At 69.0% G+C, this 13,225-nt stretch carries 16 protein-coding genes; 12 read left to right on the plus strand and 4 right to left on the minus strand.

All coding sequences use genetic code 11. The annotated features are described in order from the left end of the window. Positions 1–103 precede the first annotated feature (103 nt). The 3 genes from purM to ACZ6NC_RS21485 all read right to left on the minus strand — a co-directional run bounded on the left by purM (position 104) and on the right by ACZ6NC_RS21485 (position 4,023). Positions 104–1,189: a phosphoribosylformylglycinamidine cyclo-ligase gene (purM, locus tag ACZ6NC_RS21475; protein WP_465735037.1), complete on the minus strand. Its 1,086-nt coding sequence runs from the start codon at positions 1,187–1,189 to the stop codon at positions 104–106. Between the two features lie 110 nt (positions 1,190–1,299). Next, entirely contained in the window at positions 1,300–2,883 is a 1,584-nt protein-coding gene (purF, locus tag ACZ6NC_RS21480; RefSeq protein WP_465735039.1) for an amidophosphoribosyltransferase, read from the minus strand. Positions 2,884–3,144: 261 nt separating this feature from the next. Further along, entirely contained in the window at positions 3,145–4,023 is an 879-nt protein-coding gene (locus ACZ6NC_RS21485) for a diacylglycerol kinase family protein (protein WP_465735041.1), read from the minus strand. Positions 4,024–4,149: 126 nt separating this feature from the next. Here ACZ6NC_RS21485 and ACZ6NC_RS21490 point away from each other — a divergent pair, with 126 nt between their 5' ends. Continuing rightward, positions 4,150–5,433 carry an adenylosuccinate synthase gene (locus ACZ6NC_RS21490; protein ID WP_465735043.1) on the plus strand — a complete coding sequence of 428 codons (1,284 nt, stop codon included), beginning with the start codon at positions 4,150–4,152 and terminating at the stop codon, positions 5,431–5,433. Between the two features lie 130 nt (positions 5,434–5,563). Further along, entirely contained in the window at positions 5,564–6,166 is a 603-nt protein-coding gene (locus tag ACZ6NC_RS21495; RefSeq protein ID WP_465735045.1) for a GNAT family N-acetyltransferase, read from the plus strand. A 157-nt stretch (positions 6,167–6,323) separates the two neighbouring features. Here the strand turns inward: ACZ6NC_RS21495 and ACZ6NC_RS21500 are convergent, their stop codons facing one another. After that, positions 6,324–6,725, minus strand: coding sequence for an ATP-binding protein (locus ACZ6NC_RS21500; protein WP_465735047.1), 402 nt, complete (start codon positions 6,723–6,725; stop codon positions 6,324–6,326). A gap of 353 nt (positions 6,726–7,078) precedes the next feature. Between ACZ6NC_RS21500 and ACZ6NC_RS21505 the strand changes: the two genes are divergently transcribed. From ACZ6NC_RS21505 to ACZ6NC_RS21550, 10 genes are all read left to right on the plus strand, one after another. Next, entirely contained in the window at positions 7,079–7,900 is an 822-nt protein-coding gene (locus tag ACZ6NC_RS21505; RefSeq protein ID WP_465735049.1) for a helix-turn-helix domain-containing protein, read from the plus strand. A 10-nt stretch (positions 7,901–7,910) separates the two neighbouring features. Further along, entirely contained in the window at positions 7,911–8,099 is a 189-nt protein-coding gene (locus ACZ6NC_RS21510; protein ID WP_465735051.1) for a DUF397 domain-containing protein, read from the plus strand. A 58-nt stretch (positions 8,100–8,157) separates the two neighbouring features. Further along, positions 8,158–8,346: a DUF397 domain-containing protein gene (locus ACZ6NC_RS21515; protein ID WP_465546761.1), complete on the plus strand. Its 189-nt coding sequence runs from the start codon at positions 8,158–8,160 to the stop codon at positions 8,344–8,346. 186 nt (positions 8,347–8,532) lie between these two features. Beyond that, the gene (locus ACZ6NC_RS21520; protein ID WP_465735053.1) at positions 8,533–8,724 is read left to right on the plus strand and encodes a hypothetical protein; all 192 of its coding nucleotides are present in this window, start codon (positions 8,533–8,535) and stop codon (positions 8,722–8,724) included. Continuing rightward, positions 8,708–9,235 (plus strand): DUF6879 family protein, encoded by a 528-nt coding sequence (locus ACZ6NC_RS21525; RefSeq protein ID WP_465735055.1) that lies wholly within the window; start codon positions 8,708–8,710, stop codon positions 9,233–9,235. The genes ACZ6NC_RS21520 and ACZ6NC_RS21525 overlap by 17 nt, the downstream gene beginning before the upstream one ends. Continuing rightward, complete coding sequence (locus ACZ6NC_RS21530; RefSeq protein ID WP_465735057.1) at positions 9,232–10,050, plus strand: helix-turn-helix domain-containing protein; 819 nt, start codon at positions 9,232–9,234, stop codon at positions 10,048–10,050. The genes ACZ6NC_RS21525 and ACZ6NC_RS21530 overlap by 4 nt, the downstream gene beginning before the upstream one ends. A gap of 385 nt (positions 10,051–10,435) precedes the next feature. Beyond that, positions 10,436–10,642, plus strand: coding sequence for a hypothetical protein (locus tag ACZ6NC_RS21535; RefSeq protein WP_405360839.1), 207 nt, complete (start codon positions 10,436–10,438; stop codon positions 10,640–10,642). 46 nt (positions 10,643–10,688) lie between these two features. Continuing rightward, positions 10,689–11,030: a hypothetical protein gene (locus tag ACZ6NC_RS21540; RefSeq protein WP_465735059.1), complete on the plus strand. Its 342-nt coding sequence runs from the start codon at positions 10,689–10,691 to the stop codon at positions 11,028–11,030. 1 nt (position 11,031) lies between these two features. Then, positions 11,032–12,000 carry an ATP-grasp ribosomal peptide maturase gene (gene tgmB, locus ACZ6NC_RS21545; RefSeq protein ID WP_465735060.1) on the plus strand — a complete coding sequence of 323 codons (969 nt, stop codon included), beginning with the start codon at positions 11,032–11,034 and terminating at the stop codon, positions 11,998–12,000. Next, positions 11,997–13,103, plus strand: coding sequence for a methyltransferase domain-containing protein (locus ACZ6NC_RS21550; RefSeq protein WP_465735062.1), 1,107 nt, complete (start codon positions 11,997–11,999; stop codon positions 13,101–13,103). The genes tgmB and ACZ6NC_RS21550 overlap by 4 nt, the downstream gene beginning before the upstream one ends. Positions 13,104–13,225: the final 122 nt, after the last annotated feature.

Raw genomic sequence — 13,225 nt, forward strand, 5'->3', positions numbered from 1 at the left:
TCGGCGGGCCCGCCGGGTGGTCCACCCGAGGGCAGCCGTGCCGGCCGTGCAAGAGGGCCCCTCCACCGGAGGGGCCCTCTTTGCCGTGCTCTCAGCGGTCTGCTCAGCCCGCCGTGAAGCCCTCGTACGCGTTGTAGAGCGCCGCGCCGCCGTCGTGCTCGTCCGCACGGTCGACGATGTCGCCGAGCAGCCAGGCCTCGACGCCGCGGTCCTCCAGGATTGACAGCACGACGTCCACCGAGTGCGGCGGGACGACCGCGACCATGCCGACGCCCATGTTGAGCGTCTTCTCGATCTCCAGGGTGGCCACCTTGCCGACCTCGGCGACGGTCTGGAAGACCGGCAGCGGGGTCCAGGTGCCGCGGTCCAGGCGGGCGTGCAGGCCGTCCGGGACGACCCGGGCCAGGTTGGCCGCCAGGCCGCCGCCGGTGACGTGCGAGAAGGCGTGGATCTCGGTGGCCCGGGTGAGCGCCAGGCAGTCCAGCGAGTAGATCCGGGTCGGCTCCAGCAGCTCCTCGCCGAGGGTGCGGCCGAACTCCTCGACCTTGCGGTCCAGCTTCCAGCCGGCCTCGTTCAGCAGCACGTGGCGGACCAGCGAGTAGCCGTTGGAGTGCAGGCCGGAGGCGGCCATCGCGATCACCACGTCGCCGGCCCGGACGCGCTCCGCGCCCAGCAGCGCGTCGGCCTCGACCACACCGGTACCGGCGCCCGCGACGTCGTACTCGTCCGGCCCGAGCAGGCCCGGGTGCTCGGCGGTCTCACCGCCGACGAGGGCGCAGCCGGCCAGCGCGCAGCCCTCGGCGATGCCCTTGACGATCGCGGCGACCCGCTCCGGCACGACCTTGCCGACGCAGATGTAGTCGGTCATGAACAGCGGCTCGGCGCCGCACACCACCAGGTCGTCCACGACCATGCCGACCAGGTCGTGGCCGATGGTGTCGTGCTTGTCCATGGCGGCGGCGATGGCGACCTTGGTGCCCACACCGTCGGTGGCCGAGGCCAGCAGCGGCCGCTCGTAGCGCTTGAAGGCGGACGCGTCGAAGAGCCCGGCGAAGCCGCCGAGGCCGCCGACCACCTCGGGGCGGTTGGCCTTCTTCACCCACTGCTTCATGAGCTCGACGGCGCGGTCGCCCGCCTCGATGTCGACGCCGGCGGCGGCGTAGGTGGCGCCGTTCTGGTTCGTGGTCACTGCGGTGCGGCCCTTTCGGGTCTGTGCCCCCGCGGGTCTTGGTGCCCTCGTGGGTCAGGGGGATGGAACAGCGGTGGGGCCCCGGGTTCCGGGACCCCACCGTCGGGTCGTTACGGGCGGCGCAGGGCGTCGGCCGCGCCCGCTCCGCCGAGCAGGGACTGGACGCCGTCCACGTCGCTGCCGCTGGTCGGCTTGCCACGGACCGCCGGGGGCTGCTGGCTGCCCTTGATCTCTGCCTCCAGGAGGAGCTTGCCGAGCAGCGCCGGGTCGGGCAGCTCCATCGGGTACTCCCCGTCGAAGCAGGCCCGGCAGAGCCGGTCCTTCGGCTGCTTGGTGGCCTCGATCATGCCGTCGATCGAGATGTAGGAGAGGGAGTCCGCGCCGAGGGTGCGGCCGATCTCCTCGATGGTCATGCCGTTGGCGATCAGCTCCGCGCGGGTGGCGAAGTCGATGCCGAAGAAGCAGGGCCACTTCACCGGCGGCGAGGAGATCCGGATGTGGACCTCGGCCGCGCCGGCCTCGCGCAGCATCTTCACCAGCGCGCGCTGGGTGTTGCCGCGGACGATCGAGTCGTCCACGACGACCAGGCGCTTGCCCTGGATGACCTCGCGCAGCGGGTTGAGCTTGAGCCGGATGCCCAGCTGGCGGATGGTCTGGCTGGGCTGGATGAAGGTACGGCCCACGTAGGCGTTCTTCACCAGGCCGGAGCCGTACGGGATCCCGCTGGCCTCGGCGTAGCCGATGGCGGCCGGCGTGCCGGACTCCGGGGTCGCTATCACCAGGTCGGCCTCGACGGGCGCCTCGACGGCGAGCCTGCGGCCCATCTCCACGCGGGAGAGGTGCACGTTGCGGCCGGCGATGGAGGTGTCGGGGCGGGCCAGGTAGACGTACTCGAAGACGCAGCCCTTGGGCTTGGCCTCGGCGAAGCGGGAGGTCCGCATGCCGTTCTCGTCGATGGCGATGAGCTCGCCGGGCTCGACCTCGCGGATGAAGGAGGCGCCGCAGATGTCGAGCGCCGCCGTCTCGGAGGCGACGACCCAGCCGCGCTCCAGCCGGCCGAGCACCAGCGGGCGGATGCCCTGCGGGTCACGGGCGGCGTAGAGCGTGTGCTCGTCCATGAAGACGAGCGAGAACGCGCCCTTGACCTTGGGCAGGACCAGCTTGGCCGTCTCCTCGATGGAGAGGTCCGGGTGGCCTGCGAGCAGGGCGGTCACCAGGTCGGTGTCGTTGGTCGCGGCCGTCCGGCCCGAGCGGGAGACGTGCTCCTCGCCGGGGAGTTCGGCGACCATGGCCGCCAGTTCGGCGGTGTTCACCAGGTTTCCGTTGTGCCCGAGGGCCAGCGAACCGTGAACGGTCGCCCGGAAGGTCGGCTGGGCGTTCTCCCAGACCGAGGAACCGGTGGTCGAGTAGCGGGCGTGTCCGACGGCGATATGCCCGTGCAACGACCCCAGGGAGGCCTCGTCGAAGACCTGGGAGACAAGTCCCATGTCCTTGAAGACGAGAATCTGGGAGCCGTTGCTCACTGCGATGCCCGCGGATTCCTGACCGCGGTGCTGCAGGGCGTAAAGGCCGAAGAACGTGAGCTTGGCGACCTCCTCGCCGGGAGCCCAGACACCGAAGACGCCGCAAGCGTCCTGGGGGCCTTTCTCGCCGGGAAGAAGATCGTGGTTGAGTCTTCCGTCACCACGTGGCACGCCTTCGAGTCTAGGGCAGTTGGCACAGGCTTCCGGAACCCGGGCGGCCGGGATTGTTGGGCGATCGTTCGGCAACGCGCGTAGACAAAACCCCTTACCCGGTGCGGATTTCGGGAGGCCGGAATTCGGCCGAGGGGCGCTTGGCCTTGCGGTTCGCGCCCGTTGGTGCGCTGCCGGTGCGTCGTCGGTGCGTTCCGTGTGCGGACGGCGCGCAGGTGAACGGCGGGGAACGTGAGCCTGCTCACCCGGCCTCATCCGGGCTCAGACCGCGGGCAGCAGCAGCCCCCAGGCGCCCGGGTGGACCGTCCAGGTGCGGGCGCGGACCGGGCCCACCGGGTGGCCGTCGACCTCGTAGCCGAAGCCGCGCCCGGCCACCGAGATGCTCGCCGCCCGGGCGCGCACCAGTGCGCCCGGCGCGCGGACGACGATCTCCATCACGCCGGCGCCGACCGCCTCGCCGGCCGGCAGGGTCACCTGGACCACCCGGACCGGGCGGTGGACGTCGGCGAGGAGCTTTCCGTCCGCCTCGATGCGGAGCCGGGAGCTGTGCTCGCCCTTGCCGGCCGCTCCGGCCGCTCCGGCCGCTCCGGCTTCGGAGGTGAGTGAGATCCCCTGCTCGGCCGCAGCCAGTTTCGCCCATAGCGAACGCCAGCCACCCGTCCGGCCCACCACCCGGCGCGCGCCGCCACCGGAGATCCGCACCCCGCCGAGCGCCACCCCACCGCCGTCGTCCACCAGCAGGTCGAGCTTGCGCGGCACGCCCGAGAGCACCGCCCGGGCCGCCGGCACCGGCTCCCCCGGAACACCCAGCGCACGGGCCGCCACCAGCTCGTTCGCCCGGCCCACCGGAACCATGCCCACCGGGTCCGCTCCCAGCTCACGCTGCCGGTACAGGGCCTGGAGCACCCGTTGCAGCGCAAGATCGGAACCGATCACCACCGGTCGCCGCCGGCCCCGGTGCGAAAGCACCCGGTCGAGCTCGGACGGGCTCTCCGGATACGCCACCTTGACGTCCGCCCCTCCGCAGAGGACGTCCTTCGCGATCCGCACCGACTCGCCGTCGGTCTGCCGGGCCGCCGGGTCGAGGAGCAGCAGGAGCGGCTCGGGGCCGCCGGTTGCAGGCGTGGACAGGGACGACACGACCGGTCCTTCCTCAGGTAATCTCTCGGTGCAAGAGCCCCTTGCGCTATTGCGCCAGGGGCTTCGTCTATCTCGGGGCAGACTGCGGCCTACGCAGGATGCCCCAACCGGAAGGGGTGTACGCCTGTGCCGGCACTCGTGCTCGTTGGCGCTCAGTGGGGGGACGAGGGCAAGGGGAAGGCGACCGACCTCCTCGGTGGCTCCGTCGACTACGTCGTCCGCTACCAGGGCGGCAACAACGCCGGTCACACGGTGGTCATCGGCGACCAGAAGTATGCCCTGCATCTGCTCCCTTCCGGCATCCTCAGCCCGAATGTGACGCCGGTGATCGGCAACGGCGTCGTCATCGACCCGGGCGTGCTGCTCTCCGAGCTCAGCGGCCTGAACGAGCGCGGCATCGACACCTCCAAGCTGCTGATCTCGGGCAACGCCCACCTGATCACGCCGTACCACCGCACCCTGGACAAGGTCACCGAGCGCTTCCTCGGCAAGCGCCGGATCGGCACCACCGGCCGCGGCATCGGTCCGACCTACGCGGACAAGATCAACCGCGTCGGCATCCGCGTGCAGGACCTCTTCGACGAGTCGATCCTGCAGCAGAAGATCGAAGCCGCGCTGCACGACAAGAACCAGCTGCTGGTCAAGCTCTACAACCGCCGCGCCATCCCGGCCGAGCTGGTGCTGGAGGAGTACCTCGGCTACGCGGACAAGATCAAGCCGTTCCTGGCCGACACCACGCTCGTCCTGGACGAGGCGCTGAAGGCGGGGAAGGTCGTCCTGCTGGAGGGCGGCCAGGGCACCCTGCTCGACGTCGACCACGGCACGTACCCCTTCGTGACCTCGTCGAACCCGACCGCGGGCGGCGCCTGCACCGGCGCCGGCATCGGCCCGACCAAGATCGACCGGGTCATCGGCATCCTGAAGGCGTACACCACCCGCGTCGGCTCGGGCCCGTTCCCGACCGAGCTGCTGGACGCCGACGGCGAGGCCCTGCGCCGGATCGGCGGCGAGCGCGGTGTCACCACCGGCCGCGACCGCCGCTGCGGCTGGTTCGACGCGGTGATCGCGCGCTACGCGACCCGGGTCAACGGCCTCACCGACTTCTTCCTCACCAAGCTCGACGTGCTCACCGGCTGGGAGCAGATCCCGGTCTGCGTCGCGTACGAGATCGACGGCAAGCGGGTCGAGGAGCTGCCGTACAACCAGTCGGACTTCCACCACGCCAAGCCGATCTACGAGACGCTGCCGGGCTGGACCGAGGACCTCAGCAAGGCCCAGACCTTCGCCGACCTGCCGAAGAACGCGCAGGCCTACGTGAAGGCGCTGGAGGAGATGTCGGGCGCGCCGATCTCCGCCATCGGCGTCGGCCCGGGCCGGTACGAGACGATCCAGATCAACTCGTTCATCTGAGCCTGACTCTTCGCGGTTGAGAGGCCCTGCGGGACTACGCGTCCCGCAGGGCCTTCTCTTTGGGGATTCCTCTCTGCACTAGTGCAACAACCCATTGCATCTAGTGCAGAGTGGCGCTACTTTCGGGATCATGACTGCGAAGCTGCCTGCCCCCGTGACCCTGACCGGCCACCACGTCCGCCTGGAGCCGCTGAGCCGGGGCCACCTCCCCGACCTCTGGGCCACCGTGGGGCCGGACCCGGACGTCTGGCGCTGGATCCCGTTCCTCCCGCCGGCCACCGAGGAGGAGCTCGGCGCGATCCTCGACGTCCGGCTCGGCGAGGTGGCCGCGGGGAACGCCGTGAAGTTCGCGGTGATCGACCTCGCGAGCGGGCGCGCCGTCGGGATCACCGGGTACTACGACTTCAGCGCCGTGGACGAGCTGGTCGAGATCGGCGGCACCTGGTACGCGCAGTCGGTGTGGCGGACGGCGATCAACACCGAGTCCAAGCTGCTGCTGCTCGTCCACGCCTTCGAGGAGCTGGGCATGGGCCGGGTGATGTGGAAGACGGACGCACTCAACGACCGCTCGCGCAACGCCATCCAGCGGCTGGGCGCGCAGTACGAAGGCACCCACCGACGGGAGAAGCTGCGGGCCAACGGGGTATGGCGGGACACCGCCTACTTCTCGATGCTCGCCGACGAGTGGCCGGCCGCACGTGAGCGCCTGACCGAGCGGCTGACCGCCGGATAGCCGCGCACCTGCTGCTCAGCACTGACGGACGAGCCGTCCGAGTCCAAGTCCCTTGTGACAGTGCGCCTTTCGCGCGGCTGATGGCTCGCGGTGATCTGTGCGAGGACTCCGACATAGACCACGGAGACGAAGAGACCCGCCAGCGCCACGACATCCATCAGCCACCGACCGCCGCAACTGCCCAGACTGCCTTGCCGTACGACCCGATGAGTTCCACACCCCACTCATCGGCAAGCGCGTCCACGAGGTCAAGCCCCCGCCCGCTCGTTCGAGTGCCATCCGACGTACGCCGGATGACCGGATCGACGGAGGCGTCGGAAACGGTGATGTAGAGCCTCCCGCAACGGAGTTCGAGCACGACGGTCGGGGGGCCGTCGCCGTGCACCAGGGCGTTGGTGACCAGCTCGGAGAGGATGAGGCAGGGGGCGTCGGGGTCCAGGCCGATGGTGCGGAGGGTGTCCCGGAGGAGTCGGCGGAGCGCCCCGACCATCTCCGGGACGGCCGGCGGGAAGAGGTCGAGCCGGAACTCGCGGACGGGGTCGGATTCGAGCGGGCGCATGAGGGGAAGCAACATCGACTGTCTCCAGTCCAGTTGAGGTGAGGGTGTTGACGAAGGGCCATCCACCCGTGGCCTGCCCCCGCCGACGATGAGGAGGGCAGGCGTCGGCAGCCTGCACTCGCCCATCCGGGGTGCACTTCGGGACCACTGACAGCACTTCGCGTAAGCGGTTCGCTACATAACGTAGGGCATGAAGGGGCGCTCATGCCACACGAACAGAGGCATTAGTGCCGGTTCATTTTGGGGAACTTGTGCCCCATAGCTACCTTGTCCCACCGAGCCAAGTGGACTGCCCCACCCGGACACGGGAGACTGCCCGCATGCCGCCGAGGAGTACACCGAGCGCCCGTCAGATGCGCGTTGGCCTGGAGCTGCGGAAGATGCGCGACTCCGCCCGAAAGACCAGCGCTGACGCTGCATCGACCCTCGGGCTCGATCGAACGAAGATCACCCAGATCGAGAAAGGGCTCTACCCGGTCTCGCCTGACCGCGTCCGCACTCTCGCCTGCGAGTACCAGGAGGGCGACTCCGCTTACGTCGAAGCGTTGGCCGACATCGCCGCCGAACGCGGAAAGGGCTGGTGGGAGGAGTACCGAGGCGTCCTGCCGGCCGGACTTCTCGACATCTCGGAGCTCGAACACCGGGCCGTCGGCCGGATAAGGACTCTTCAGATCGGCCACGCTCCAGGCCTGCTGCAGACCGAAGAGACCGCCCGCGCAATCTTCGAGATCGTCCACCCGCGCCTCCCGGCCCGCGACCTCTGGGCCCGAATCTCACACCGAATGGACCGCACACAAGTCCTCACCAGACCGGACGCCGTTCAGTACGAGGCGATCGTCCATGAAGCGGCTCTGCGTATGCGGTTCGGCGGGAGAGAAGTCGCTCGGGCTCAGCTTGAGCACATCCGCTCGATGATCGAACGCCCCAACATCACCATCCGGGTCATCACCTTCGATGCTCCCGGGTTCGCCGGCGCGGGGCACGCGATCCTCCACGTCGGAGGCGCCGTCCCACGGCTGGACACCGTGCAGGTCGATTCCGTCCACGGGCCGATCTTCATCGATGATTCGAACCAGCTCGGGAACTACCGGGAGACGCTGGACGCCATGGAGAGATCGGCACTCAGCCCTGTCGACTCGGCCACCTTCATCGATGATCTTCTGAAGACATCCTGATGGGAGAAGCATGGAAGAGCTCGACTGGCGAACCCCCAGCATCTGCGGCCAGGGCAACAACTGCCCCGAAGTAGCGATCACCCCGGATGCCGTACTCATCCGAAGCAGCCTCGCCCGCGATGCACCGCCCGCTGTCCTCACTCACCAGGAGTGGCGAGACCTTGTCGACGGCATAAGGAAGGGCGAGTTCACCGTCTGACCCACCTGGCACACCTCTCATACAGGCCCGTCCAACACGATCACCACGGGAGGCCGGCATGAACGACTGGCAGAAGTCCTCGCCCGGCGGCGGACCCGAGGAGTCCCTCGAAGTCCGCACCGCCGACGGCATGGTCGAGATCCGCGACCCCGACACCGGCGACATCATCGTCCGCACCACCCCCCGCAAGTGGGAGGCCTTCCTCCTCGGAGTGAAGGCCGGCGAGTTCGACCACTTCGTCGCCTGATGAGCCGCTTCGGTGGCCCCTTGCGCAAGGGGCCACCGGACATGCGAACTCCCGCACGAACGTGGACTATCCGTTCGATCAACTCTCCCTGCCGGTTTCCAGTAGTGGAAACTCTGCCCCCTTGCGCCCCACTCTCAAGGCCCGGGAGGATCGGCGCTGACACCGGAACCTTGCAGAGGGGGCACCGTGCTGGTCCGAAAGCTCGTCAGCTCGTGCGAAGACGGAGAATGTCCGACGTTGTACGCCACCGACCGAGGGACCATTCTCGTCCAGGGCGAGACTCCGGCGAACCACGGTCTGGAACTTCCCGGGCACGAGACGGTCGTGGAGATCCCGGCTGACCTCATCCGAAAGGCCATCCGTGACAACCTCATCTAGGACGCTTGCCCAGTGGTTCGATGAGTTCGAGGCGGAGGCGTTCAGGCTGGAGACCCTCGACGACTACAGCCAGTCCGGTGGAATCGACGCCTACCAAGCCTTTCTCGCCGGCGAGCCCCAACCCGAGTCGTTCAAGTCGGCGGCATGGCTGGACACCGTGCGCAATGCCACCGATGCGGGCAAGCGCATGTATCGGGTCCACATCCTCTCCCGCCCGCTCACACCGTACCTCCGGTTTGAACTCGGGTGGGGCTATCGGCGGAACGTTGAAGCCGGCGAGGAGTTCTTCATCCTCGACACGACCGACCGGGAGAACCCGATCCCGGATGCACCGGATTTCTGGATGTTCGACAACCGGACCATCGGAGCCATGAACTACGACGATCACGGAAAGTACCTCGGCGCGGACTTCCTGACTGTCGAGCGCGTGCGCGAATTCGTCGCCTACCGGGACGTCGCGCTGGCGCACGCGGAGCCGTTCGCCGAATGGTGGGCAAAGCACAGCGAGTGAACAGAACCAACCTGGGAACGGCGCTGCGGGCACTGCGGCAGGCATCCGGCAACGAAGCCAAGGCCATCGCCCGCAGCGCCGTCATGTCTGCGAGCAAGCTGAGCAAGATCGAGAACGGGCGGGTGGCGCCGACGGTCATGGACGTCGATCGCATCCTCACCGCCATAGGCGTTTCGGACGAGGTCAAGACGGAGTACCTGGCGGCAGCCCGGGCAGCAGCCACGGAAGCCGTGGCGTGGCGCGAGTACCGGCGTCTCGGCTACCACAGGAAGCAGCAGCAGATCATGGCGCTCGACCAATCCATGACCGCACTGAAGCTGTTCCAGCCATCATTGGTCCCAGGCCTGTTGCAGACTCCGGAATATGTCCGATCCATTCTGACCAGGAAGAACCTGGGAGATGAATCTCTCAGCCGTACAGTCAGCGCTCGGATCGAGCGGCAAGGAGTCATCTATGACTCCGCCAAGACTCTGAGCTTCGTCATCACCGAGCCGGTTCTTCGCTGGCGCATACTTCCACCTGCGATGATGGCCGGGCAGCTCGACAGAATCATCTCCGTGTCCCGGCTGCCCAACATCGATATCCGGGTCGTTCCACTCGCGGCGGAGCAGGTGGACGTGCCAGGGCACTCGTTCGTGATCCGAGACGACCGAGTAGTGACGGTGGAGACAGTCCATGCCGAACTCGTCGTAACCGACCCCCGGGATGTCTCCTCCTATCTGGACAAGTTTGACAGATTCGCAGAGATGGCCGCTACCGGCGACTTGATGCGGCTGCTGGTTGAGCAAATTCGAGACGAGTATTTGCAAGGATAGAAAGCGGCTGCACGCAGCCCCCTCTCCAAGGGCCCCGACACAGATTCTTTCCGGAACTGGAAATCTATGTAAGGCCTCGGGTTTTCCGGCCTACCTTGGTTCCCGTCCAGAGGAGCCACCGTCACGGGGAGCCACGACATGGCCGAAGCCACGAGATCGCCACAGCCCGAGCCGGCGGTGCCGCACAGTCGGCGCGACTGGGCGTCAACGCTTCACAGGATCCAGAACAGCCCGATCCGGCTGGACCTGACGACTGGTTCTCTCGTCGAACTGGTCAGCGAGGACGGCGGGGTGGCCGTCGTGCACCCGCTCTTCCAGCCGGCTGGGCCGCGACGGACGGTGCCGTCCGATCGACTCGTTCGCCGGCTCAGCGACGGGATCGGCCGTGGCTGAGGCATGGGTGCCCAGGGCCGGGCAGCGGGTGTACGAGCGCGGGACCGGGGCCGCCGTCGAGGTGATGGAGATCTGCCAGTTCAGCGTCTACGTCCGGCCGTTGAGGGGTGGGCGGGAACGGGTCGTCCGCGCCTCCGACCTCATTCCACCGGACGACGCGCCCGGTGGCTTCTTCGACTGGCAGGCGGCACGCGGGTAGTCGTCGCGCGGCTTGTGAACAACAACGCGCAGAGAGAGGGAGATTCATGTCCATCGCAACCTTGAACCGCCACCCCCAGAGCGGCCACGCCTTCGACCGGCCCGAGTCGCGGCTGCCGCTGAGCACGGCCGGAGCCACGCCGCTGCCCGCGCTGGACGACCAGCTCGGGCCCGCAAACCCGTTCGCGTTCCGCTTCCTCGTCCCGGTCACCGGTGCCGGCGGCATCCTGCCGGCCGACCTCGCGTACGACGAGGACTCGCAGACCTGCACCTACGAAGGCCTGCCGCCCGGCGTCTACCTGACCAGCGCGCCGCCCAAGACCTTCGGCCCGACCCAGCCGAGCGGCCAGATGGACGCGCCGGACGACCCGGGAAGCAGCAACGACTGAGATGGCGACTTCCGGCGCTGTCCTCGTCCTCACGGGGGCGTTCGATCCGACCGCAGATCTCGTGATCGAGGAGCTGAACCGGCGTGCGGTGCCCGTCTTCCGAGCCGACACGGCCTGGTTCCCGTCGAGGCTGGCCCTGGCGGCCGGCCTCGACGGGAACGGTTGGCGCGGCACGCTCGCCACGGACCGCCGCACGCTCGACCTGGCCACTGTCCGTGCGGTCTACTATCGCCGGCCCACGCCCTGCGAGTTTCCGGAGTCCATGCCCCGGGAGGCACGGGCGGTGGCGATGGCCGAGGCGCGACGCGGATTCGGCGGGCTTCTGTCGGCGCTTCCGGCCCGGTGGCTGCCGCCTCCGGGCCGGGCTGCGGATGCCGAGTACAAGCCGCTCCAACTCCGCGTCGCGGCCGAGTGCGGGCTACGCGTTCCTCGAACGCTGATCACCAATAGTCCGGTGGAGGCAGCGGCGTTCGCCGAGCGGATCGGTACGCCGGTGGTCTACAAGCCCTTCACTCCGATCCGGGGGACGGTCGACGGGCAGTCGGTGGCGGTCTACGCGGGCCTGCTCCGGCCCGGCGATGCCGGCCACCCCTCCATCGCCACCACGGCCCATCTGTTCCAGGAGTGGGTGCCCAAGGCGCACGAGGTCCGACTGACTGTCGTCGGCCGCAGGTTGTTCGCCGCCCAGATCCACGCGGGCTCGGCAGCCGCCCGCGTGGACTGGCGCAGCGACTACGACAGCCTGACCTACCGCGTCTGCGAGCCACCGGCACACGTGGCGGCTGGAGTTCACCGCGTGCTCGACCAACTCGGCCTTCCGTACGGCGCGTTCGACTTCGTTGTCACGGCGTCGGGTGACTGGACGTTCCTGGAGGTGAATCCCAACGGGCAGTACGGGTTCATCGAGCAGGCGACCGGACTGCCCATCACCGCCGCCATCTGCGACTACCTGCAAGGAACCGACACATGACCGAAACCGTGGAGACCGAGAGCCGGATCCTCCACGCCCGGGTCGGGCTCGTCTCCGACATCGAGCGCTGCAGTGCCGTCCTCTCCTCGCGGGTGGTGGAGGCGTTCCTGAATGTGCCCCGGCACCCGTTCGTGCCGGTGTTCCACTCCTCCGACCGCACGGGCCGCCTCACGAGTGCGGACGGTGAGGTGTGGCTGCGCGAGGTCTATGCGAACCGGGTGCTGGTCACCGAAGTGGATGACGTGGGCGGAACGGCGACGTCCTCCTCCACGCTGCCGAGTCTGATGGCCGACATGCTCGACGCCCTGGACATCCGCCTGGGCGACCGGGTGCTGGAGATCGGCACCGGTACCGGTTACAACGCCGCGCTGCTCTGCCACCTCGCGGGCGCGGAGAACGTCACCACCCTCGACTGCGCCGCTCCGCTGGTCACCGCTGCCCGGGACCGCCTTCGCGAGGTCAGCTTCGAGCCGGACGTCCTCGCGGCTGACGGCGCCGCCGGGCACCCCGGCGGCGCCCCGTACGACCGGATCATCGCCACCTGCTCCGTCCGGCGCATCCCGCAAGCCTGGCTCGACCAGTGCGCACCCGGTGGGACCATCGTCGCCCCGATCGGCGGTGCGCTGGACGGCGGGGCCGTCGCCTGCCTGACCAAGCTGCCGGACGGGCGCGCGGTGGGCCGCTTCCTGGCCGCGCCCGCCGCGTTCATGCCCCTGCGGTCGGGGGCGGCCACCACGCCCGCCGTCCCCGGGAGCGTCGAGGGGCAGCAGCGCACCACGGCCGTCGGCGCCCGCGTCCTGGACGACTACGGCTTCTCCTTCTGGGTGTCCCTCCACCTGCCGCCGAACGTCGTCCGGCAGGCGGGCACGCTTCACGACCCGGTCGACGGCTCGGCCGCCCAGGTGCAGGACCATCCCGACGGCCCGGCCACGGTGACGACGGCCGGGCCGCAGGACCTCTGGCAGATCGTCGAAGCCGCCCACACCGCATGGCAGCGCCACCACCGGCCGCGCCGGGAGTGGCTCACCATCGAGGTGACGGCCGGCGGCCAGTCCGTCGGCTGGGTGGCGGCGGACGCCACGACGACGGCGTGGGTGCTCTGAGGGCGGTGGGGCCCCGGCCGTCCGGGTCGTGAAATGGGCGGGAGGGGGAGGGCCGGGCTTCGATAGGATTGGGGCGCCCACAGTGGAACTTCGCTCTGTGTGGCAGCCCGGGAGCCGGCGAA

It is taken from the genome of Kitasatospora sp. NPDC041988 (assembly GCF_055588525.1).